At 61.2% G+C, this 22,783-nt stretch carries 23 protein-coding genes and 1 pseudogene; 12 read left to right on the forward strand and 12 right to left on the reverse strand.

The features are described from left to right. The first annotated feature begins 97 nt into the window (after positions 1-97). The 3 genes from NPS56_RS23855 to NPS56_RS23865 all read left to right on the forward strand — a co-directional run bounded on the left by NPS56_RS23855 (position 98) and on the right by NPS56_RS23865 (position 1,993). Positions 98-361: a DUF2790 domain-containing protein gene (locus tag NPS56_RS23855; protein WP_180206203.1), complete on the forward strand. Its 264-nt coding sequence runs from the start codon at positions 98-100 to the stop codon at positions 359-361. Between the two features lie 48 nt (positions 362-409). Next, positions 410-622 carry a hypothetical protein gene (locus NPS56_RS23860; RefSeq protein ID WP_274076909.1) on the forward strand — a complete coding sequence of 71 codons (213 nt, stop codon included), beginning with the start codon at positions 410-412 and terminating at the stop codon, positions 620-622. 156 nt (positions 623-778) lie between these two features. Then, a complete protein-coding gene (locus NPS56_RS23865) occupies positions 779-1,993 on the forward strand; it encodes a cytochrome c biogenesis protein DipZ (protein WP_274076910.1) in 1,215 nt (404 codons plus the stop codon). 15 nt (positions 1,994-2,008) lie between these two features. On the opposite strand, the gene NPS56_RS23870 is transcribed toward NPS56_RS23865, so the two are convergent. Continuing rightward, positions 2,009-2,995, reverse strand: a complete 987-nt coding sequence (locus NPS56_RS23870; RefSeq protein ID WP_274076911.1) for an AraC family transcriptional regulator — start codon at positions 2,993-2,995, stop codon at positions 2,009-2,011. Between the two features lie 178 nt (positions 2,996-3,173). On the opposite strand from NPS56_RS23870, the gene NPS56_RS23875 reads away from it, so the two are divergent. Both NPS56_RS23875 and NPS56_RS23880 read left to right on the forward strand, forming a co-directional pair. Beyond that, positions 3,174-3,443, forward strand: a complete 270-nt coding sequence (locus NPS56_RS23875; protein WP_008063076.1) for a DUF4242 domain-containing protein — start codon at positions 3,174-3,176, stop codon at positions 3,441-3,443. Between the two features lie 39 nt (positions 3,444-3,482). Further along, positions 3,483-4,295, forward strand: a complete 813-nt coding sequence (locus NPS56_RS23880; protein WP_274076912.1) for a class I SAM-dependent methyltransferase — start codon at positions 3,483-3,485, stop codon at positions 4,293-4,295. Between the two features lie 315 nt (positions 4,296-4,610). On the opposite strand, the gene pcsA is transcribed toward NPS56_RS23880, so the two are convergent. Further along, positions 4,611-5,333 carry a phosphatidylcholine synthase gene (pcsA, locus tag NPS56_RS23885; RefSeq protein ID WP_274076913.1) on the reverse strand — a complete coding sequence of 241 codons (723 nt, stop codon included), beginning with the start codon at positions 5,331-5,333 and terminating at the stop codon, positions 4,611-4,613. A 248-nt stretch (positions 5,334-5,581) separates the two neighbouring features. Between pcsA and NPS56_RS23890 the strand changes: the two genes are divergently transcribed. Continuing rightward, positions 5,582-6,325, forward strand: coding sequence for a tellurite resistance TerB family protein (locus NPS56_RS23890; RefSeq protein ID WP_274076915.1), 744 nt, complete (start codon positions 5,582-5,584; stop codon positions 6,323-6,325). Positions 6,326-6,424: 99 nt separating this feature from the next. Here the strand turns inward: NPS56_RS23890 and NPS56_RS23895 are convergent, their stop codons facing one another. Then, positions 6,425-6,868, reverse strand: a complete 444-nt coding sequence (locus NPS56_RS23895) for a cupin domain-containing protein (protein ID WP_274076916.1) — start codon at positions 6,866-6,868, stop codon at positions 6,425-6,427. Between the two features lie 42 nt (positions 6,869-6,910). Next, positions 6,911-7,336, reverse strand: coding sequence for a potassium channel family protein (locus NPS56_RS23900; protein WP_274076918.1), 426 nt, complete (start codon positions 7,334-7,336; stop codon positions 6,911-6,913). Between the two features lie 99 nt (positions 7,337-7,435). Here NPS56_RS23900 and ligD point away from each other — a divergent pair, with 99 nt between their 5' ends. Then, the gene (ligD, locus tag NPS56_RS23905; protein ID WP_274076920.1) at positions 7,436-10,051 is read left to right on the forward strand and encodes a DNA ligase D; all 2,616 of its coding nucleotides are present in this window, start codon (positions 7,436-7,438) and stop codon (positions 10,049-10,051) included. Positions 10,052-10,169: 118 nt separating this feature from the next. Here ligD and NPS56_RS23910 read toward each other — a convergent pair whose 3' ends face one another. The 8 genes and pseudogenes from NPS56_RS23910 to potE all read right to left on the reverse strand — a co-directional run bounded on the left by NPS56_RS23910 (position 10,170) and on the right by potE (position 17,664). Then, positions 10,170-10,847, reverse strand: a complete 678-nt coding sequence (locus tag NPS56_RS23910) for a DUF3313 domain-containing protein (RefSeq protein WP_274076921.1) — start codon at positions 10,845-10,847, stop codon at positions 10,170-10,172. Between the two features lie 43 nt (positions 10,848-10,890). Beyond that, a complete protein-coding gene (locus NPS56_RS23915; RefSeq protein WP_274076922.1) occupies positions 10,891-12,159 on the reverse strand; it encodes an OmpP1/FadL family transporter in 1,269 nt (422 codons plus the stop codon). 198 nt (positions 12,160-12,357) lie between these two features. Next, positions 12,358-12,636: a DUF3303 domain-containing protein gene (locus NPS56_RS23920; protein ID WP_274076923.1), complete on the reverse strand. Its 279-nt coding sequence runs from the start codon at positions 12,634-12,636 to the stop codon at positions 12,358-12,360. A 177-nt stretch (positions 12,637-12,813) separates the two neighbouring features. Further along, complete coding sequence (locus tag NPS56_RS23925; protein WP_274076924.1) at positions 12,814-13,215, reverse strand: hypothetical protein; 402 nt, start codon at positions 13,213-13,215, stop codon at positions 12,814-12,816. Positions 13,216-13,390: 175 nt separating this feature from the next. After that, a complete protein-coding gene (locus NPS56_RS31400; RefSeq protein WP_425313646.1) occupies positions 13,391-13,573 on the reverse strand; it encodes a hypothetical protein in 183 nt (60 codons plus the stop codon). 108 nt (positions 13,574-13,681) lie between these two features. After that, a pseudogene (locus tag NPS56_RS31405) lies at positions 13,682-13,801 on the reverse strand (hypothetical protein); the annotation flags it as partial. A 171-nt stretch (positions 13,802-13,972) separates the two neighbouring features. Beyond that, the gene (locus NPS56_RS23930) at positions 13,973-16,258 is read right to left on the reverse strand and encodes an Orn/Lys/Arg decarboxylase N-terminal domain-containing protein (RefSeq protein ID WP_274076925.1); all 2,286 of its coding nucleotides are present in this window, start codon (positions 16,256-16,258) and stop codon (positions 13,973-13,975) included. Further along, entirely contained in the window at positions 16,255-17,664 is a 1,410-nt protein-coding gene (potE, locus tag NPS56_RS23935; RefSeq protein WP_274076926.1) for a putrescine-ornithine antiporter, read from the reverse strand. Before potE ends, NPS56_RS23930 begins: the two co-directional genes overlap by 4 nt. A 182-nt stretch (positions 17,665-17,846) precedes the next feature. Here potE and NPS56_RS23940 point away from each other — a divergent pair, with 182 nt between their 5' ends. The 5 genes from NPS56_RS23940 to NPS56_RS23960 all read left to right on the forward strand — a co-directional run bounded on the left by NPS56_RS23940 (position 17,847) and on the right by NPS56_RS23960 (position 22,783). Further along, a complete protein-coding gene (locus tag NPS56_RS23940; protein ID WP_274076927.1) occupies positions 17,847-18,176 on the forward strand; it encodes a hypothetical protein in 330 nt (109 codons plus the stop codon). 202 nt (positions 18,177-18,378) lie between these two features. Continuing rightward, complete coding sequence (locus NPS56_RS23945; RefSeq protein WP_274076929.1) at positions 18,379-18,795, forward strand: organic hydroperoxide resistance protein; 417 nt, start codon at positions 18,379-18,381, stop codon at positions 18,793-18,795. A gap of 184 nt (positions 18,796-18,979) precedes the next feature. Further along, on the forward strand, positions 18,980-19,897 hold the full coding sequence (gene gcvA / locus NPS56_RS23950) for a transcriptional regulator GcvA (protein WP_274076930.1): 918 nt from the start codon (positions 18,980-18,982) through the stop codon (positions 19,895-19,897). A 243-nt stretch (positions 19,898-20,140) separates the two neighbouring features. Next, positions 20,141-21,328 carry an aromatic ring-hydroxylating oxygenase subunit alpha gene (locus tag NPS56_RS23955; RefSeq protein WP_274076931.1) on the forward strand — a complete coding sequence of 396 codons (1,188 nt, stop codon included), beginning with the start codon at positions 20,141-20,143 and terminating at the stop codon, positions 21,326-21,328. Between the two features lie 9 nt (positions 21,329-21,337). Then, positions 21,338-22,783: an aldehyde dehydrogenase family protein gene (locus NPS56_RS23960; protein WP_274076932.1), complete on the forward strand. Its 1,446-nt coding sequence runs from the start codon at positions 21,338-21,340 to the stop codon at positions 22,781-22,783.

Here is a 22,783-nt window from a genome sequence, read left to right on the forward strand (position 1 = left end):
CGGGATACCTCGCGGGCTTCTAATAGGTTCCATCGAGGCAGACCACAGCGCCTCTACCCAACCAACGATCTACCTGTCGAACCTTGAGGAAACCACCATGAACACCAAAGCCATCTACGCCGCTTGCCTGTTTGCCGCCCTGAACATCTGCACCTTGTCGGCCCGCGCCGAAGCGGATGTGACCCCGATGAGCTACAGCTACGGCACGCACCTGGACATCAAGAAAGTGGTGTCGTTGAAACAGGATGCCTCGCCCTCCTGCGGCGTGGTGAATGCACAGCTGACCTACCTGGATTCCCAGAGCAAGACCCAGGTCCTGGACTACCGCAAATTGGCTGACAACTGCAGCTCGGACAACTGAGTCCAGCGATCACGCTTAGCGCATTCCACTCACGCCAGGAAGAACATCATGAACAACGTTACCCGCTTTTTGACCGCTTTTGCTTTCTCCGTTGCCGGCGCCGCGGCCCATGCCAACGCCGCTGTAGAACAGAACGCTTGTGGCCGCAGCACCTGCTTTCAGCTGACGCCGGTGGCCGAGAAGGGCGGTGATGCCTTACTCGCCGAGAACGGTTCCAGCCGTACACCGCAAGGCAAGTTGCTGGAAGGCCAGACGGCCTGATTTCCGAATACCACGCCGATCCCCTGTAGGAGCTGACTTGCCAGCGAAGGCGGCAGCCCATACAACCCGGGTTGTGGCTGTTAGACCGCTTTCGCTGGCAAGCCAGCTCCTACAGGGGGCGGTCCATGCTACCCAAAATTTTCAATGGTGACCCCCATGTTACTCATCGCTTTCCTGGGCGGCATATTGACCGTCCTCAGCCCCTGTATCCTCCCGGTCGTACCCTTCCTGTTCGCCGGTGCCGACCGTACGCGCTCGTCGATCATGCTGACCCTCGGCGGCATGGTCCTGACGTTTGCCCTGATCTCCAGCCTGGCCGTGGTCAGCAGTGAATGGGTGATCCAAGCCAGCAACACCGGGCGCCATGTGGCCCTGATCGTGATGGTGCTGTTCGCCCTGTCGCTCATTTCCGCACGGGTCGGCGACTGGTTGGCGCGCCCGTTCGTTGCCCTGGGTAATCGCATCGACCCCAACAGCCGCAAGATGTCCGGCCCGCTGAGTTCGGTGATGATCGGCGTGGCGACCGGGCTGCTCTGGGCGCCGTGCGCCGGGCCGATCCTCGGGGTGATTCTGACCAGCGCCATGCTGCAAGGCGCCAACGCCGGGACCAGTCTGTTGCTGGTGGCCTACGGCCTGGGTAGCGCATTGTCCCTGGGCACCTTGATCTTCGCCGGTCGTGGCCTGGTCAATCGCCTGAAGCCGTCGATCCCGGTCACTGGCTGGTTGCGTCGGGGGGCCGGTGTGGCGGTGTTGGCCGGGGCGGCGGTGATTGCCACCGGCACCAACGATGTACTGCTGGCCAATACCTCGTCGCAAGGGGTCAGCAGTGTCGAGAAAGGCTTGCTGGAAAACGTGCCGAAGGTCGTCGATTACTTCGTCAGCAAGGTCAAGGCCGAGTCCATGGACAACGCCCAGGGAGCCATGCCGTCCCTGACCGGTGCGGTGGAGTGGATCAACTCGCCAGCGCTGACCAACGAATCGCTCAAGGGCAAAGTGGTGCTGGTGGACTTCTGGACCTTCGACTGCATCAACTGCAAGCACACCCTGCCGTACGTCAAGGACTGGGCGAAGAAGTACGAGAAGGACGGCCTGGTGGTGATCGGCGTACACACCCCCGAGTACGGGTTCGAGCGCATCATCGACAACGTCAAGGACAAGGTGAAGGAATACGGCATCACCTACCCGGTCGCGATCGACAACAACTATGCGATCTGGCGCAACTTCGACAACCAGTACTGGCCGGCTCACTACCTGATCGATGCCAAGGGGCAGGTGCGTTATACCCACTTTGGCGAGGGCAGCTATGAGACTCAGGAGAAGGTGATCCAGCAGTTGCTGGAAGAGGCGAAGGCCGCTGCTCCAGCGGCTTGAGATCAAAGGACCGCATCAATGGCTCACCTCACCGTGGGCCATTGTGCGTTTCTCCTGACTGCGCCGCCACGCGGCTGGCGGCGCACCATACTCACGACGGAAGGCCCGACTGAACGCCGTGTCGGTCTGGTAACCCACCTCTTCGGCGATGCGTATCAACGAACTGTTACTGCTGCGTAACAGGTTGGCGGCCAGCAACATGCGCCATTGCGTCAGGTACTGCATCGGCGAAACCCCCACCAGTTGCGCAAAGCGTTCTGCCAGGACCGATCTCGAGGTGCCGGCCGTGCGCGCCAGTTCATCCAGGGTCCAGGCGTGGCAGGGTTTCTTGTGCAGGGCGTTGAGGGCCGCACCGACGATCCGGTCGCTCACGCCGGCCAGCCAACCGGTACGACCCTCGCCGTGTTCGTGCATGTACAGGCGCAGCACTTCGATGAACAGCACCTCGGCCAGTTTCGCCAGCACGCCTTCGCCGCCAGGCCTTGGCGAGCGCGCTTCGGCCAAGGCATAACGCACCGAAGATTCCAGCCAGATGCCGGCGTTCGAGCCACGCACATTGACCCTGACCACGGGCGGCAGCCCTGCCAGCAACATGCCGGCCAGACGCGTGTCGCAGGCCAGGTAGCCGCACACCAGGCGCGTCACCGCGCCGCCACCGCCATAACTCAACTGGCGCGGGCGCCGCGCCAGTACCTCGTCGAGCCGCGCACCGCTGGCGGGCGTCAACCCGGGGCGCGAACTCATGCGATGGGCGTGTCCCTGGGGGAATATCACCACGTCGCCGGGGTTGAGCAGCAGCGGCGGATCATCCCCCAGTTCGACGTAGCACTCGCCCTCGGTGATCAGGTGAAAGATCACCACCCGTTCGGCGCCAGGCTCCAGGAACGGCGCCGCCGTGTCTGCGCTGGGCGACTGATAGCACCAGGGCGCGGTGAACCTGGCGTTGATGAAGATCGCGCCGACCAGGCGGACGACACGCAGGGTCTGTGACAGGGCGTCCATGGGCGTTTTTCCCGTGTGGGGGTTTCCGATTGTGAACGCGTCACGGCTTAACGTGAATTCTCCGGACGATCGGGCAGTGTTGGCCGACGATCGGACAGGACGCCAGTCAGCGGCGGAGAGATAGTTCGCACACAGGGCCACCGGGTCCTGTCATCAATAACAATAAAGTGAGGTTGCCATGCCCAAGTTCGTCATTGAACGCGAGATTCCAGGCGCCGGAGCACTGTCAGAAAGGGATTTGAAAGCCGTCTCGCAAAAATCCTGCAGGGTGTTGCGCGAGTTGCCAGAGGTGCAATGGCTGCAGAGTTATGTCACGGGCGACAAGCTCTATTGCGTGTACATCGCGCCTAACGAAGAGCTCATCAGGGAGCACGCCAGGCAGGGCGGCTTCCCGGCCAATCGCATTTCCCAGGTCATGAACATCATCGATCCGACCACGGCTGAGTGAGCGTGCGCCCGATCCTGTTCCAAACCAGAGATTGTCTCCATGAGTACACCTATTGATCTTGCTGCCTTGAAAACCCGTCAAATGGCCGCGTGGGCCAGTGGCGACTACGCCGTGATCGGCACCACCCTGCAGATCGTCGGCGAGCAACTGGCCGAGGCCTGCGACCTGCTGTGCGATGAGCAGGTGCTGGACGTCGCCGCCGGCAACGGCAATGCGACCCTGGCCGCTGCGCGTCGCGGTTGCCGGGTTACGTCCACCGACTATGTCGCCGCACTGCTCGAACGCGGCGAAGACCGCGCCCGTGCGGAACGCCTGAACGTGACCTTCCAGGTGGCTGACGCCGAGGCGCTGCCTTTCGCCGATGGCAGTTTCGACGCCGTGCTTTCAACCTTCGGCGTAATGTTTGCCCCCGACCAGGCCAAGGCCGCCGCGGAGCTGGCGCGGGTGTGTCGCCCGGGCGGGCGGATCGGCCTGGCCAACTGGACGCCGGAAGGTTTCGTCGGCCAGATTTTCAAGACCCTGGGGCAGCACATGCCGCCACCCCCCGGCGCGCAACCGCCGTCGCTGTGGGGTACCGAAGCCTGGCTGCGCAAGCACTTCGACGAGCACGACTTCCTGCTGCAGGTCACTCGCCGGACCTTCAACTTCCGCTATCGCTCGGCCGAGCATTTCATCGACACCTTCCGCAGCTGGTACGGTCCGATCCACAAGGCTTTCGCGGCACTGCCCCCCGATGGCGCCAAGGCCCTGGAAGACGACCTGACCGAACTGCTCAACCGCCTGAACCGGGCGGGGGACAAGTCGATGGTGGTGCCCAGTGAATACCTTGAGGTGGTGATTACGAGGCGTTGAGCCCTCTCGGCCACGGATGGCCGATGGCGGCGGGCCCCCTGTAGGAGCAGCCGGTCGACGCTCGATTGCTCGCGAAAAACCTGAGAGCACCGCGGTGTATCAGGGGGCCCGCGTCATCGTTGATCTCCATCGCGAGCAGGCTCGCTCCCACAGTAGATCGGGTACGGCCGCGGTAGATGGGGCGTCTGGCAGGACGCCTTCGCTGCGATGCGGCGACCCGACAAGCCAGCTCCTACAGTAAATCGGGTACGGCGGGACAACCTCCGCCCCGGTTTGCGCGGGGAGCCGAGTCGTACGATATGGATAGGCATGGCGTTATTTGAGCCGCGACTCGCCGAACCACTCAAGCGCCGTGCGCCAGAAACAGATCCCCAGAAAATACGCCGACATCAGCAGCCAAAGCCCCATGACCAGGGGATTGATCACCGGGTGGTTGATCACCAGGGACAGGCTGCACAGCAGCCAGATCGCGGTCACGGCAATGTTGATCGGCATGAAGCGGCGCACCCGGAACGGATGCAGGAATTTCATGCGGGTCAGCGTCAGCAGCGCCAGGCCGATCACGGTGAGGAAGGTGATCCAGGGCGACGGCGCAATGATGTACAGGCACAGGGCAACCACGTTCCACGCCGCGGGGAAGCCCTGGAAGTAGTTATCCTTGCTTTTCATATTGACGTTGCAGAAGCAGAACAGCGACGACACCAGGATCAGCGACACGGTCAGCAGCAGCGTGTAGTCCGGCAGCGGGATATAGCGATAGATGAACAGTGCCGGGATGAACACATAGGTCAGGTAATCGATCACCAGGTCGAGAATCGAGCCGTCGAAACTCGGCAGTACCGTCTGCACATTGACCTTGCGCGCCAGTGCGCCGTCCAGGCCATCGACGATCAGGGCCACGCCCAGCCACAGCAGGCAACGGGTCGGCTGGTTTTCGAGCAGGGCGAGGGTGGCGAGGAAGGCGGTGACCACGCCGGTAGCGGTAAAACCATGGGCACCCCAGGCTTTGAGCCTGGCGATGTGTAGGGTTGATATCACGGGGGCGCTCTCCAGAAAGTGCAGCAAGCCAGTCATCGCCCTCTTCTGGCGGGCGGCGGCAAACCGGGTGGGGTTGCAGGTATCGACCGGGTATCCGGGAATAAGGTTCACCCCCTATGAATCTTAGCTGCGCCACAAGAAAACACTGCGGATAAAACGGCGCTGTGTCAGCCAGACGGTGGTAGCACATTCACCCGCGAAGGCTATCGTTGTCTGACTGGATCACTCCCTTCGATGAGGACGTCGTCATGAACACCAGCGATCTGCTCGAACAATTACTGCGGGCCGGCCAGGGCTCGAGGGCGCAACAGGGCGGCGGTGGGGCGTCGGCTCAAGGTGGCCTGGGTGACCTGGGCGGACTGCTCGGCGGCCTGTTGGGCGGTGGTGGCGCAAGCAGCGCCGGGGCAGGCGGCATGGGCGGCCTGGGCGGATTGCTCGGCGGTTTGCTGGGTGGAGGCTCGCGAATGGGCGGTGCGCCGCAATCGCGCTCCGGGGGTGGTGCCAATTATGCAGCGCTGGCCTCGCTGGGGATGATGGCCTTCCAGGCTTACCAGGCCTGGCAACGCAGCCAGGCCACGCAGCAACAGCAGGCGCCGCAACAGGCGATGCGCACGGTGGACATGCTGGCCGGGCCGGAAGTCGAGGAGCACAGCCATGCGATCCTGCGTGCATTGATAGCGGCGGCCAAGGCCGATGGCCGGATCGACGAGGCCGAAACGCTGATGATCAGCAAGGAAATCGGCCGTCACACCGACGACCCAGAGCTTCAGCAATGGCTGGATGACGAAGTCGCCAAACCGCTTGACCCTTGCGAAGTGGCACAGTCGGCAACGGATTCCGGCATGGCTGCGGAGATGTACCTGGCCAGCGTGATGCTGGTGGATGATCAGCAGGATGCCGAACGTAGTTACCTGGATGAACTGGCAGCGGCACTGGGCATCGAGCCGGATCTGCAAGTGCATCTGGAACAGCAGGCCCACGGCACAGCCTGACGAGAACCCTGTAGGAGCTGCCGAAGGCTGCGATCTTTTGATCTTGATTCTTTAAAATCAAAAGATCGCAGCCTTCGGCAGCTCCTACAGGGGCGACGATCACGAATTCGGGGGGTTTGGCACCAGGAACGTCACGCCAAAGCGCTCGGCCACTTCGTATATCCGCGGCAGGTCCTCGGGTACCTTGAACTGATCCATCGCCGTGAAAAACTGCCCGCCCCGGGGATCGGATACCACGCCGATCATCTTCGCGGTGGGGCTGACGTTCTTGTAGGCATGGATCGCCCCGGCAGGAATGTGCACATAGCCCCCGGCCGAGACGATGCTGGATGTGCCTTCGACGGTCACTTCGACCTGCCCCTCCACCACATAGAACGCCTCGTCCCACGGGTGAAAGTGCGGGGGCGGGCCGCCACCTTGCACGCCTTCCTGGATATGCATTTCAAAGGGTTTGCTCAGATCGCCGCCGGCCAGGACAGTGATCGTTTCGCCCACGACATTGACCGATGCCGGTGGGGCCTGGAGGACATGGACCGTGCGCATGATTACTCTCCGCAGATGAGACGGCACCTGCCGATTGTAGGCTTATTTGCCCTTCCAGTACTTCTGCATTTCCAGGAACAGAAAGGACGCGGTCCATGAGATGAGCACCAGCCCGGTAAGGGCTTGCAGACCGGTCAAGTACTTGAGGTCGCCGACAGGCGAAATATCGCCGAAGCCGATCGTCGTATACGTGGTGAAGGAGAAGTAGACGCAGTCCATCAGCGAGCCGTCGAAGTTGCCTGTCAGGCTGCCCCATTTGCCGGAATGCACCATCAGGTAATAGACCAGGGCAAAGCACCAGACCTCTATCGCGTGGGCCAGGAGGGCGCCGAATACCCCGACGACAATTCTGAAGCGGCTCCACAACTTGAGCCGTGGCAGCCAGTCATTCATGCGCAGCAAACATTCGTAATGGATCACCACGGTGATGATGACCACCAGCGTATTGATCAGCGTGACTGCCAACATGGCAAATCTCCAGCGAAAAAGGACTGAACCTTCGCGCACTCATCCGGGGTCTCATGACAATAACGGTTTGACTCAAGTCATGAACCCGGCGGAGGCGCCATGGACAAGCCGCTCGAAAAATACAACGACATGCGGGACTTCGACAAAAGCCCCGAGCCTTCCGGTGTTTCCAGGTCTCGCGGTCGAAAGGGCAAGGCCCATGCGCTGCTTTTCTGCATCCAGAAGCACGATGCAACCCGGCTGCATTACGACTTCAGGCTGGAGCTCGACGGTACGCTCAAAAGCTGGGCGGTGCCCAAGGGACCGTCGCTGGACCCCAAGGTCAAGCGCCTGGCGGTGCATGTCGAAGACCATCCGCTGGATTACGCTACCTTTGAAGGTAGCATCCCCGAAGGCCACTACGGTGCCGGTGATGTCATCGTCTGGGACCGAGGCGTGTGGATTCCCCAAGAGGATCCGGCCAAGGCCTACGCCAAGGGTAGGCTCAAGTTCGAACTGCAAGGCGAGAAGCTCGCCGGACTGTGGAACCTGGTGCGCACGCACATGCCGGGCAAGCAGGAGCAGTGGTTCCTGATCAAGCATCAGGACGGTGCCGCCCGGCCGCAAAGCGATTACGACGTGGTGGCCGCCGAGCCCGACAGCGTGCTCAGCGAACGGACCCTCATTGCCAAAACACCCAAGGCGGCCAAACCCAAGGCCGTCAAGCAGCCCGCTGCGCCAAAGCATAAAGAGCCGCGCAAGGAAAAATCCGCACCACTGACCGGCGCACACAAGGCCAAGCTGCCGGACCAGATCAAACCGGAACTGGCGACGCTGGTGGAAAAGGCCCCGGGTGGCGAGTGGAGTTATGAGGTCAAGTTCGACGGCTACCGGATCATGGCGCGCATCGACCACGACGAGGTCAAGCTCTTCACCCGCAACGGCCACGACTGGACCCACAAGCTGCCCGGCCAGGCCAAGGCGCTGGCCGGCCTGGGCCTGGAATCGGCTTGGCTCGACGGCGAAATGGTGGTGGCCGACGAGCAGGGCGTGCCGGACTTCCAGGCCTTGCAAAACGCCTTTGAGGCCGGGCGCAGTGGCAACATTCTCTACTACCTGTTCGATATGCCCTATCTCAATGGCGTGGACCTGCGCGAGGTGCCCGTCGAGGAACGCCGGGCTGCGCTTTCGACGGTGCTCAAGACCAGCAAGGACCCGTTGCTGCGCTTCTCCGAGTCCTTCGGTGAAGACCCGGAGGCCTTGCTCAACAGCGCCTGCCAGATGCAAATGGAAGGCCTGATCGGCAAACGCCTGGGTTCACCCTATGTCTCAAGGCGCAGCAGTGACTGGGTCAAGCTCAAGTGCAAGCATCGGCAGGAATTCGTCATCGTCGGCTTCACCGACCCCAAAGGTTCACGCAGTGCCTTCGGTGCACTGCTCCTGGGGTTGCATGACAAGGACAGCGGTGAGTTGCGCTACGCCGGCAAGGTCGGCACCGGGTTTACCGAGGCGACCCTCAACAGCATCCATGAACAACTCAAACCCCTGAAGACAAAGAAACCCGCTGTGGTCAACCCGCCCAGCGGTGCCGAGTTCAAGGCCGTGCACTGGCTCAAACCCAGCCTGCTGGCGGAAGTGGCCTTTGCCGAAATGACCAAGGACGGTTCGGTGCGCCATGCGGTGTTCCATGGCCTGCGTAACGACAAACCTGCCAAAGACATCACCGAGGAGCGTCCGACTGCCGTGAAAACTGCCCCTGGGAAAAAAACCGCCACCGCCAAGCCTTCCCCCGACAAGGCATCCGCCGCGAAGAAGAAAGCCGAACCCGCGCCGTCGCAGATCGGCCTTGACCAGGGCAAGGTGCGCATCACCCACCCGGACCGGGTCATCGACGCCAGCAGTGGCGCGACCAAAGTGCAACTGGCGGAGTATTACGCCAGCGTCGCCGAGTGGATTCTGCCGCAGCTCAAGGATCGCCCCGTGGCGTTGGTGCGGGCGCCGGATGGCATCGGCGGCGAACTGTTTTTCCAGAAAAACGCCGAGCGCCTGGCCATCCCCGGCATCACCACCCTCGACCAGAAACTCACAGGCCAGCCGATGATGGTCATCAACAACGCCGAAGCCTTGATCGGCGCGGTGCAGATGAGCACCGTCGAGCTCCACACCTGGAACGCCACCTCGGACCACCTCGACAAACCAGACCGCTTCGTCCTCGACCTCGACCCGGACCCGGCGCTGCCGTGGAAACGCATGGTCGAGGCCACCCAGTTGACCCTGACGGTGCTCGATGAACTGGGGCTCAAGGCGTTCCTCAAGACCAGCGGCGGCAAGGGCATTCACCTGGTGGTGCCACTGACCCGCAAGCTCGGCTGGGATGAGGTCAAGGACTTCAGCCATGCGATTGTCAGCCACATGGCCAAAATGCTGCCGGAGCGTTTTTCCGCGGTGTCGGGGCCGAAGAACCGGGTGGGGCGGATCTTCATCGATTACCTGCGCAACGGGTTGGGCGCGACCACCATCTGCGCCTACGCCGTGCGTACCCGGGAAGGGTTGCCGGTGTCGATGCCGATCTTTCGTGAAGAGGTGGAAGAACTCAAGGGCGGCAACCAATGGAACATTCACAACGCGCATGAACGCCTGGCCGAAGTGGGCGATGAGCCTTGGGCGGACCTGAAGAAAACCCGGCAGACGATTACGGCCGAGATGCGCCGGCGGGTCGGAATGAAAAAAAACTGATACCCCTGTACACCCCTGTAGGAGCTGCCGCAGGCTGCGATCTTTTGATCTTGATCTTAAAAATCAAAATCAAAATCAAAAGATCGCAGCCTGCGGCAGCTCCTACAAAGGCCGCGGGTTATTTGTTGATGAACGCCTGGAAGTCGCTACCCAACTTGTCGATCGCCGTCTTGAAATCCTGGGCGGTGATTTTCTGTTTGTCATTTTCCAGCGTGGTGCCAAAGACCTTGCGCACGACCCGGCCTACGGACTGATTGTTCTTGGCGTCGATGAACTCGGCCTCGATATACAATTCGGTGTTTTCATCGCGGATACCGGTCGCTGCGGACACACCGCCCACGACCGCTGCGATAGGCACCACTTCATACCAGTGCATGCCTTCGGGAGAGGCACTGACCCCGGTGATCGCTGCACGCATGACCAGGGTCTTCGAACCGGCCGGCGCGGCGGCCGGGCTGGAAACGACCCGGTACTTCTGCCCCAGCGTGGTCTTGGCCTTGTTGGTCATGTAGTTCTGGATTTCGCTCAGCGTCTGCTGGTTGACCCGCTCATTGGGTTTGGGCGCCGGGTACATTTCCAGACGGGTGAAGGCCACGGTGTCATAGGCATTCGGGTTGAATGACGGGCTCACCCAACGCATCGCTGTACCGCCGCTGGGCGTCTCGACTTCCTGCAGGTTGTTGTAGGTGGACAGGTAGCCGGAGTACTGCTCCTTCTCGGTGACTTTCGACGTACAACCACCGAGCATGAGCCCGGCCAGGGCAGTGCCGACAAGCAATTTGCGGGTCAGGTTCATAGTGCTGTTTACTCCTTGGTTAAAATCGTTTTTTTTTTAACTATCAGAAACGCCAGGTCATGTTGCCGGTCAGGGCCGAAATCCAGGCAGTGTCGAACTGACCGGAAACTCGATTGCCCGACGTGGATTTGGTCTGGTCTACCGGCATATCCCCAAGATAGACCATGGCCCAACTGACGTTGACGTCGGTGTCCTTGTTCACAGCATAGGTGGCTCCTGTGGCAATGCGCCAGGATTCGGCCATTGGCACGGTCAACGTGCGGTCGCTGTCCGAAACGGGACTGCTGTCGTATGCCACGCCGACGTTCCACAGCAGTTGCGGCGTGGCCTGGTACTGCGCGCCGAGCGCCAGTTGCCAGGTGTCCTTGTAGTTGGCGTCGATTGTAGTCGAGCGCGCATCGATGGACGTGGTGTCGACCTGCACGCCGACCTCGCCGAACTCCGACCAGTCCTGCCAGTTGACCGAGGCGAGCAGGGCCCACTGCCGATCCAGTTGCTGGAAAAGGCTCAGGGTCACGGTTTGTGGCACCGTCAGATCGAGCTGGGTGTTCAGGCCATTGAGCCTGTCCAATGCCGGGCCATTGCCTTTGATGTCCAGCCCGTCTTCGAAGTCCAGATCGACCTTGCTGGTGTAGGTCAGGCCAATTCGCGTGCCGGTTTGCGGGGCGTAGATCACCCCCACGTTCGCGCCAAAACCCCAATCCTCGTCCTTGTACTTGAACTGGCCGTCGCCGCGATCGGTGAAGCCGAATGGCGAGCGGTCGATGGCAGTCTGGGCCTGCAGCATGCCGTACATGGCCTTGACGCCGACGCCTACCGACCATTGCTCGTTGAACCGGTAAGCCACGCTTGGCACCAGAGACAGACCACCGAGGCTGGCGTTCTGCGAGAAGTAGCGCCCGGACCAATCGTTGTCGTAATTGACCGCCAGGCCAAAGTCGGCGTACTGGCCAAAGCCGATGCTCCAGTGGTCGTCCAGTTCATGGGTGATGAAGAAGCTGCCGCCGGGAATCGGATCGAGGGCGTTACCACTGCCACTGCCCGGGACATTGGTGTCGCCGTCGCGATTGAATTCGAGATTGCCGTAAAGCACCTGCAGACCACCGGTGATTTGCGTGCCCGGCAGATAGCTCATGCCCGCCGGATTGCTGGCGATCGTCGAGGGACCCTGGGCTCGGGCAGCGGCACCGGCGTTGGCCAGGCCTGCGTTATCGGTGCCGATTTCGTAAAGCATGATGCCGCCGGCGTGGGCCTGCTGGCAGCACAGTGCTAACAGGGTGACGGCGGGCAGGGCGGATGTTTTTACCTGCATGGGATCACCTGCGCAAATGACCATGATGTACTGGCGTTAATCCCCTGGAAGAAGTCCCGTGACGGCCCCAGGATTTTGGATCACTCGCGAAAGAGCGTAGGTATTTATGCTGAAAAATCCAGTCATTGGGTAAGTTAAACCGCCAGCTCCCGTCTCCCCGAGTCAAGGCGGCGAGATTGCCTCGCCGCCTCGATGCCATTACCTGCCGGCAGTGGCTGCCAGTAGAGGCGCCACCTGTTCGTCGGTCAGTGCCGCCTGGACCTTCATGGTCATCAGGTCGCTCCATTGCAGTACCCACTGCTGGATCGGTACCGCGTCGTTGGCCTCTGCAATGCCAAAACCGGCCGCGCCGCCGACGGCGTGCCAGCGCCCGAGCATCTTGACGCCGTCTGGTGGCGCGCCGCCGGTCTTGAGAAAGCGTTCGATCGTACTGTTGCGATTGGCCGTACTGATTTTCCAGCTGACGATGAATAACATCTGCCACCTCCTTCCAGGGATTGGCACCTGTGTGTCTGCGCGCACCGGGTTGGCGCCGGGACCTCGGTCACGTTTGCCTTGCCAGGGTCATCCTGCCTGGCCTGAAACGCTTGCTCCCTTGAGAAGGCATAGCAGCGCCGCGCACTTCACGTACGACCGTCGATCTTGTTCGGGGTGTCAGGTATCGCGCAACAGGTCGTTGGCGTTGAGCAGGTCGTAGGCGATTTCCGGGCGTTTTTCCATGGCGCGACGAATCGCGGCAGGGATCGAGGCGCGGGTCTTGCGGCACAGCCCCGGCAGTTCACCGACCTGGATGCCGATGCCGCGCATGGTCCGCACTTCGTTGAAGCTGGGCACGATGTCCACGCGGATACCCAACTGCTCGAACATCCGCCGTTGCAGGTGCTCGAGGTCCTGGAGGCTTTGCAGGTTTTCCAGGCGGTCGACCAGGCGTTTTTCTTCGGTGCGGGTCAAAAACAGGATGCGCAGGTCCGCGCCGGGTGTTTCCAGCAGCGGGTCACGCCCGCAGTCGCAGGCACCGGGCGGGCAGGGTTGGCGGATCGGAGCGGAGGTGGTCATGGGGTTCAATCATAGAGCGCTGTGATTGAATTTGCCCATAGGCATTTGGACCGACGTTAATCCAAATGTGGAATGAGACCCCCTGTGGGAGCTAGCCTGCTGGCGATGGTGGGTCATCCACATTGATGTCGACTGACACTCCATCGCTAGCAGGCTAGCTCCCACATTGGCTTGTCTACTTCAGTACCAGCATCCGATAAACCCCGGCCTCGGCTTCGATCCCGTGGGCGTCATGGGTGAACCCCGGGAAGGACCTGTCGAAAGCCTCCAGCGCCTTGAGATAGGAGGCGCCGGGCGGGCAGGGTTGGCGCTGTGATTGAATTTGCCCATAGGCATTTGGACCGACGTAGATCCAGATGTGGAATGAGACCCCCTGTGGGAGCTAGCCTGCTGGCGATGGTGGGTCATCCACATTGATGTCGACTGACACTCCATCGCTAGCAGGCTAGCTCCCACATTGGCTTGTCTACTTCAGTACCAGCATCCGATAAACCCCGGCCTCGGCTTCGATCCCGTGGGCGTCATGGGTGAACCCCGGGAAGGACCTGTCGAAAGCCTCCAGCGCCTTGAGATAGGAGGCGCCGGGCGGGCAGGGTTGGCGCTGTGATTGAATTTGCCCATAGGCATTTGGACCGACGTAGATCCAGATGTGGAATGAGACCCCCTGTGGGAGCTAGCCTGCTGGCGATGGTGGGTCATCCACATTGATGTCGACTGACACTCCATCGCTAGCAGGCTAGCTCCCACATTGGCTTGTCTACTTCAGTACCAGCATCCGATAAACCCCGGCCTCGGCTTCAATCCCGTGGGTGTCATGGGTGAACCCCGGGAAGGATTTGTCGAAGGCTTCCAGCGCCTTGAGATAGGCCAGCAACGGACCGTCGGCAGCCCCGGCGTTCTCACCCGGCATCAGCAACGGAATGCCCGGCGGATACGGCACGATACCGGTGGCGGCGATGCGCCCGGCCGCCTGTTCCAGGGTGACCAGTTCGATCTCGTTGCGCACCAGTTTCTCGTAGGCCTCCACCGGGCTGAACACTGCTTGCGGCAACGTGCCGAATGCCTGGGACATGGCCGAGGTGGTCTTGTGTTGCTTCATGGCGGCAAAGATTTCGTCAGCCAGGTCCTTGAGGCCCATGCCGGCGTAGCGGGTCTGGTTACCGGCCAGCAGATCCGGCAGGCACAGCTCCAGTTCGACGTTGTCGTCATAGTCGCGCTTGAAGTCCAGCAGCGCGTTGACCAGGGTGCCCCACTTGCCCTTGGTGATGCCGATGGAGAACAGGAACAGGATGGTGAAGTCGGTGGTTTTCTCGACGACGATGCCCTGGCGCCCCAGGTACGCGGTCAGCACGCACGCCGGGATGCCGGTCGGGAGTAGATTGCCGTCATCACCCATGCCGGGGCTGAGCACCGAGACCTTGATCGGGTCCAGCATGCAGTAGCCTTCCTCGATGTCACCGAAACCGTGCCACACCTCGTTGGGGTGAAGTACCCAGCAGTTCGGCTCGGTTTTGAGCAACACAGGATCGACTTCGTGGAACGGCACCGTGGCATTGCCCACCTGCACGGTCGGCGGCTGCCAGCAGGTGAAGAACCAGTCGTCCTTGCTCAGCATCTCGTGGTGCATGCGCGAGATGACCTGGCGGAAAGACACGGCTTCCTCGATGGATTCGCTGGTGAGGATCTGCCCGCTGGGCGCTTCCATCATCGCCGAGCTGACGTCGCAGGAGGCCATGATCGCGTAGTTCGGCGAAGTCGAGGCGTGCATCATGTACGACTCGTTGAAACGCCCGTGTTCGATCGGATTACGGCCGTTGCGCACGTGAATCATCGAGGCCTGGGACAGGGCCGCCAGCAACTTGTGGGTCGACTGGGTGGCGAACACGGTCGGCTTCGACGCATCGTGATCGTCCGGGCTGCCGTGCATGGCGTGGCGGTCGCGGTACAGCGGGTTGAAACGCGCGTAGCCGTACCAGGCTTCGTCGAAATGCAGGCGGTCGACGCTCTGGCCCAGCAGCTCTTCGACGCGGGTGACGTTGTAGGTCAGGCCGTCGTAGGTGGAGTTGGTGATGATCGCGTGGACCGGCGTCGGGTCGATGCCGTCCTTGACCATCGGGTTGTTGGCAATGGCCGCTTTCACGCCTTCGGCGCTCAGGGTTTGCGGGAGGATCGGGCCGATGATGCCGTAGCGGTTGCGCGTCGGCACCAGGTAGGTCGGCAGCGCCCCCGACAGGGTCATCGCGTGCTCGGCGGACTTGTGGCAATTGCGGTCGCACAGGGCGATCTGGTTGCGCGTGACGCTGGCCATGAGGATCACGCGGTTGGACATCGACGAGCCGTTGGTGACGTAGTAGGTGCGATGGGCGCCGAACACCTTGGCCGCGTAGCGCTCGCCCTGGCCAATGGGGCCACTGTGATCGAGCAGCGAACCCAGTTCACCGACCGAGATCGACAGGTCGGAACGCAGCAGGTTTTCCCCGAAGAACTCGTAGAACGCCCGGCCCGCAGTGCTTTTGAGAAACGCCGTGCCACCGGCGTGACCGGGGGTGTGCCAGGAATATTCGTAGGACCTGGCAAACTTCACCAGCGCCCCGAACATCGGCGGCAGGGCGGCCTGGCGATAGCGCTCGATGGCCGCCATGATACGTCCGCTGAGGAAGCGGCTGGTGTCTTCGGGCAGCCAGATGAAGTCGTCGGCGTGTTGCATGACCAATAAAGGAATGCTCGACGCGGTGGTCCGGTCGCTGATCAGGAACACCGGCACGCGGGTGTTGCGTTCGCGCAGTTTGACCAGCAATTTGATGCAGTCTTCGTGATCTTTGCTGGTGTCCATTTCCCAACTGATCAGCACGCATTGCACGGCCGGGTCCGAACGCAGGATCGACGCCGCATCGCTGAGGCTTTCCGAGGCCAGTACGCTGACGCCACGACCCTCTACGTCGCTGACCAACTGATCCAGGGCGCGGCCAAACACTGTGCGCTTGTCCGCCGGGTCGCTGACCAATAGCGCGAGCATCCCGAGTGAATGTTTATAGTCCGTCATGCGTTAACCTCCAGAGTGGCTTTATTCAGGCTGTTCACCGGCACCGGTTTGCCAGTGAGGTGCTGCGCGCTGACAGTTTGCGTCGGCACGCTGTTGTTGAGCGCTTCGAGGCGAATCAGGCGGTTGTTGACGAAGCCGAAGAGCGTGTAGCCGAAGATGGTCGCCACGCCGCCGAGCATCAGCGCCTGCTCGCCCGAACTGTAGAGCGCCAGGTAGCTGTAGGCCGCGGCCACCCAGGCAATGATGTTGGTGGCCAGCGCCTTGCCGGCCGGTACGTTGGACACCTTCTGCATGGTCATCAGCGCGGCCATGGAGAGGATGTAGGGCACCAGGTTGGTGACCACCGCGAGGTTGACCAGGGTGTCGAACTGTTTACTGAGGTCCGGGCTGATGGTGAGGAAACCCAGCGCCGTTTGCGCGGCCAGCAGCACCAGCATGCCGACGATCGGGGTTCCGGCCTTGTTGGACTTGGCGAAGATCGACAGGAAGTAACCGGTGTCCGCCGAGCTTTTGTAGACCTGGGCAATGGTGAACTGCCAGCCCAGCAGCGAGCCGATGCAGGCCAGCACCATCGCGGCCATCACGATGTCGCCCACCAGGGGGGTGAACATCTTGGCGAAGACCAGGCCGAACGGAGCGGTAGAGGCGGCCAGTTCCGGGTTGTCGACGATGCCGGCGATGACGTTGGTGGACACGATGTAGATCACCGCCGCGCCGAGGGTGCCGCCGAGAACCGCGATCGGTACGTTCTTTTCGGGGTTCTCCACCGCATCGGTGTTGGCGCACGCCGATTCCAGGCCGAGGAAGGCCCACAAGGTGATCGCTACCGAGGCCCCCGCGGCGTCGAGCCAGCCCATGTTGTGCGGGTTCCAGCCAGCGGCGTACACGCTGCTGTCGAACCAGAACCAGCCCACGGTGGACACCAGCACCACCGGCGCAATCACGCCCCAGACGGTGACTGCGCCAATCCGGCCGGTAATCCGCGCACCGCCAAAGTTGGCGAACGTGGTGATCCACAGCAGCGCAATGGTCGCCAGGCCCACTTGCAGCGAATCCAGTTGAATGTGGAAAAGCTCCTGGATATAGCCGACCGCGGTAATGCTGATCGCCACGTTGGCAATCAACAGCGAGAGGCCATAGGTGTAGTTGGTGATGTAGTTACCGGCCTTGCCGAAGGTGTACTCGGCGTATCCGCCCATGCCCCCCGTTTTTCGGCTGAGCATCCCGCATCGTGCAAAGGCATAGGCCAATGCCAGTGAACCGGTGGCAGTGATCAGCCAGGAAAGTATCGAAATTCCCCCGACTTCCGCGAGTTTAGAGGGAAGTAGAATGATCCCTGAGCCCAACATGTTGACTGCGGTCAACATCGTCAGTTGCCCCACACTCATTTTCTTTGCGACTGACATTCCGTTGCCTCTTTAGTTGGCGGAGAGAGCTTAGCTATAGCAAAGTTTTGAAATGTCGCAAGAAAATGACTTTCGTTTACTGATGCAGGTCAAGGAATTGCACAGAAGGCATTATGCTGGCCCCCATGTTCTCCGCTTGTCGCCAGAATCGCTTCATTTTCAGGCGGTTAGGTGGAATGCAAATGCGCAATGTCTGGGTCGTGCTGATCTCTTTCGGCGTCGCGGGTCTTACGGTTTCTGCCCAGGCCAAGGAACTGAAGCCCGGTGATACTTATATGTGCAGTTGGGGCGCGGGCACCGCGGCAAGAGCCCAGGAACTCAAGTTGTCCGGGGTTTCGCTGTATGCGGCGCGGCAAAAAATCCAGTCGTACAAGTTCGCCAAGTCGTGGATGCGGATGATGGCAATGGGCATTACCGAACAAACTTACGACAGCCCGACGCGGATCAAACCGGCGGCGGTTCGGCAGAGTTTTTATGATGATTGTTTGAAGTACAAGTTGGCGCGTAAGTAAGATCAAGAGATCGCAGCCTGCGGCAGCTTCTACAATACCGTGGCCTGTAGGAGCTGCCGCAGGCTGCGATCTTTTGATTTTATGGCCTTTGTCGGATCGGGCGCCGGGTCGGGCAACGCCGTCTATATTGAATGCCTGGCACCCAGCCGGAAGGCCGATTCACCTGACATTGCATGAACCTCAATTCAATCAGGAGATCATCATGACCCAGCTCGACAAAGTCCTGTACACCGCAAAAACCCACACCACCGGCGGCCGGGATGGCGCATCGCGCAGTTCCGACGGCATTCTCGATATCAAGCTATCGTCGCCTGGCGCCGGTGGCGGCGGCACCAACCCGGAGCAACTGTTCGCCGCCGGTTGGTCAGCCTGTTTCATTGGCGCGATGGGTGTCGCCGCCAAGGAACTGAAAGTTGCACTGCCCAAGGACGTTGCCGTCGACACCGAAGTCGACCTGGGCACCAATGAAGGCGGCTACCTGCTGCAGGCACGGCTGAATGTGAGCCTGCCGGGCCTGGATCGCGAAACCGCGCAAAAACTCGTGGATACCGGCCACAAGTACTGCCCGTACTCCAAAGCCACCCGCAACAACATCAACGTCACGGTCAATCTCGTTTGATTTGAAAAAGGTCCTGGCGACAGTTCAGGGAAGAGCATCGCCAGCGCCTGCAATAATGGCTATTTACCCAATCCAGGTCTGCGTCTGAAGCATCCGGCAGCGAGCTATCGATGCCGCTGTCCACCCGCTACGGCAGGGGCTAGACTGCCGCGATAAAACATAATAACGACGTGACCTGCCTTGTATGAAAATCCACCCTTTACCGCCACTCAACAGCCTGGTCGCGTTTGAAGCGGCAGCGCGGCATTTGAGTTTTACCCTGGCTGCGCAGGAATTGAACGTCACCCAAGGGGCAATCAGTCGACAGGTTCGACTGCTTGAAGACTATTTGGGCAAGGTTCTGTTCGAACGCACCACCCGCACGATTCACCTGACCCCGGCAGCCAGCCAATATTATGAAACGGTCCGTGCGTCATTGCTGCAGGTGGCCCAGGCCACGGGTGAAATTCGCCATTGGCAGGGCGCCGGGCAAGTGACGGTCGCCACCAGTACCGCGATGGCTTCACTTTGGCTGTTGCCTAAAGTGAGTGAATTCCAACGGGAAAACGAAGAGATCGACCTGCGGATCATCGCCCATGACCAGGTCAAGGATTTCTCTCGCCTGGATTGTGACCTGGCCCTGTATTACTGCCGGACGCCGCCCAGGGACATGCAGGTCACGCCGTTGTTTTCCGAAGAGGTCTTCCCGGTGTGCAGCCCCGCTTACCTGGCCAAGCATCCAGACCTGAGCAAGCCTGAGGACCTGGCAGCCTGCACCTGGCTGTTCCTCGACGACCCGCAGCGGGACTGGATCGGCTGGCCCGAATGGTTCCGCAGCCTGGGCTTGAAAAACGTCGAGCCCAAGCGCCGGATCAATATCAATAGCTACTCGATGCTGATCCAGTCGGCTATCGGCGGACAGGGTATTGCGCTGGCCTGGTCGAATCTGGTCGATGATCACCTGCACAAGGGTGCCCTGGTACGACCGCTCGACACCGTGTTACGCACAGACGCCCAGTTCTGTTTGCTGGAACCCTTGACGCGTTCTGGCATGCGGCAAAGTGTAAAACGCTTTCGCACCTGGCTGATGAATCAACTTCCAGCGCCGCAGGACGACGAGTAACGAAGTTGCCATGGCTGTCATTCAGACCCACTGAATCACTCTAAGTCTCATATCTCGAGCCCTCGGTATTTTTAATGCCGAGCGGCCACTTTCGCATGCGTATATTTATGACAAAAAGTCATGAGTCGCGCCGCAAATATCGTTTGTCGTGACACCCCCTGTTTTCCCAAACTGGCTGCCAGCGGACCTTGGCCAATGCGCCTGCCGACCTTCCAATACCGTGCCCAGCAGGGGAAAACAATAATGAGCAGCATCCAGCAAATTCCTGTGCATCAGCTTGAAACCGTCCTCAATCCGATCCACGAAGCGACCGGCCTCGGCAACGAGTTCTATACCGAGCAACGCTACTTCGAGCTTGAGCGCGATCAGGTCATGGGTAAAACCTGGGCCTGTGTCGGTTTCGCGAGTGATCTGGGCAAGGCCGGTTCGGTCAAACCTGTCGATTTCATGGGCTTGCCTTTGCTGCTGATGCGCAACCGCGAAGGCCTGGTGCAGGTGTTCCATAACGTTTGCAGCCACCGCGGCATGAAGCTGGTGGAGGAGGCCGGTGAGGTGCAGGGCGTCATTCGTTGCCCTTACCATTCCTGGACCTACGACCTCAATGGCGGGCTGCGCGGCACTCCCCATGTCGGCGGCATCGACCAGCACAAGGACGATCGCTTCGCCTGTGAAAAACATGGCTTGAAAGCGATCCGCAGCGCGATCTGGATGGACATGGTGTTCATCAACCTCTCCGGCGACGCACAACCGCTCGAAGACATGCTGGCGCCCTTGACCACACGCTGGACGCAGTTTCTCGGCGAGGATGGCATGAGCCTGCTGCGCCGTCGTCCGGGACATGACGCCACCACGCTGGACATCAACTGCAACTGGAAGCTGGCCGTGGAAAACTACTGCGAAGCCTACCACCTGCCGTGGGTGCACCCGAGCCTGAACTCGTACTCGCGCCTGGAAGACCACTACAACATCATTTTTGACCAGCATTTCGCCGGCCAGGGCAGCTACGCCTACAACCTGTCGGACGTTGCCGGCACGCATCTGCCGAAATTCCCGGCCTGGCCGCTGGATCGCCTGCGCAACGCCGAATATGTCGCATTCTTCCCCAACGTGCTGCTCGGCATCCAGGCCGACCATGCCTTCGCCATGCAGCTGGAGCCGGTCTCGCCGGGACGCACCATCGAACACCTGCGCCTGTTCTATGTGGGCGACGACGCGGCCGGCAGCGATGAGTTCAGCGCTTGCCGCGAGGCGATCCTTGAGTCCTGGAAAGTGGTGTTCGCCGAGGACATCAGCTCGGTCGAAGGCATGCAGAAAGGCCGTCATTCCCCAGGCTACAAGGGCGGGGCGTTCTCTCCGGAAATGGACATCCCGACGCACTTCTTCCACCAGTGGGCCGCGCGTCAGCTGCTCGCCACCACACCGTCTGCCTGAGGAGGTCCCATGTATCCGATAGCCTCCCACTGGCTCAATTACATCGACGGTCAATGGCGCGACAGCGACCAGCATCTGGCGGTGCACAACCCGGGAACGGCCGAGCCGGTTGCGACCATTGCCCAGGCCAGTGTTGCCGATGCCGAGCAGGCGTTGCTGGCTGCCCGCCGCTGTGCCGACAGCGCTGAGCTGACCCGTGCGCGTCCTGCGCAGCGGGTCACCTGGCTGCTGCGCATTGCCGAGGAAATTCGCGCTGTGGCCGATGAGGGCGCCTGGGTGCTGTGCCAGGAAAACGGCAAGCGTCTTTGCGATGCCCGGGACGAGTTCATCGAGGCGGCGCGCTACTTCGAGTATTACGCCGGCATGGCCGACAAGATCGAGGGCACGTCGATCCCGCTGGGCAATGGCTACATGGACTTTACCCTGTACGACCCGATGGGCGTTTCGGCCCAGATCGTGCCGTGGAATTTCCCGGTGTCGATCTGCGCCCGTTCGCTGGCCCCGGCCCTGGCGGCGGGCAATGCGGTGGTTATCAAGTCCCCCGAGCTTTCACCGCTGGGCGTGTGCGTGCTGATCCGCGCCATTGCCAAGGCCGGCTTGCCCGACGGCGCGGTCAACCTGATTTGCGGCCGCGGTCGCGAAGTCGGTGCGTATCTGGTCAGCCATCGCGCTGTCGATCAGATCGTGTTCACCGGTTCCGTACCGACCGGCCAGTCGATCCTGCGCGATGCCGCCCAGCATGCGATTCCCAGCGTGATGGAACTGGGCGGCAAGTCCGCGGCGATCGCCTTCGCCGATGCGGACCGCGAGCAGCTGCTGGCCAGCGTCCAGTCGGGCATCTTCTTCAATGCCGGCCAGGTCTGTTCGGCGATGTCGCGGCTGCTGGTGCAGCGCGAGATTTATGAGGAGGTGGTCGAGGCCGTCGTCGCCATGACCCAGGGGCTCAGCGTCGGCCTGGGTCAGGACGATGCCGACCTCACTCCCGTGGTCAGCGCCGGGCAACTGGCGGGCATCGAAGACTTGTGCCGTCGCGCAGTGGAAGACGGCGCGATAGCGGTCACCGGTGGTGAAGCCTTCGCTGATCGGGCCGGGCATTTCATGCGCCCGACCGTGTTCCGCGACGTGACCCCGCAGATGTGCATTGCCCAGGAAGAGGTGTTCGGGCCGGTATTGGCCATCATGCCGTTCGACACCGAAGACGAGGCGATTGCCATCGCCAACGGCACTGAATTCGGCCTGGTGGCCGGGGTGTTCACCCAGGACATCAGCCGCGCGATGCGCTGCACCCGCCGCTTGAAATCCGGCCAGGTGTTCGTCAACGAATGGTATGCCGGCGGCATTGAAACACCGTTTGGCGGCGTCGGTCTGTCGGGCTTTGGTCGGGAAAAGGGCCAGGAAGCCTTGTACAGCTACGTGCGCACCAAGAACGTAGCCATCCGGGTGGCGGGGGAGTGA

It is taken from the genome of Pseudomonas putida (assembly GCF_028682635.1).
Classification (GTDB): domain Bacteria; phylum Pseudomonadota; class Gammaproteobacteria; order Pseudomonadales; family Pseudomonadaceae; genus Aquipseudomonas; species Aquipseudomonas putida_AE.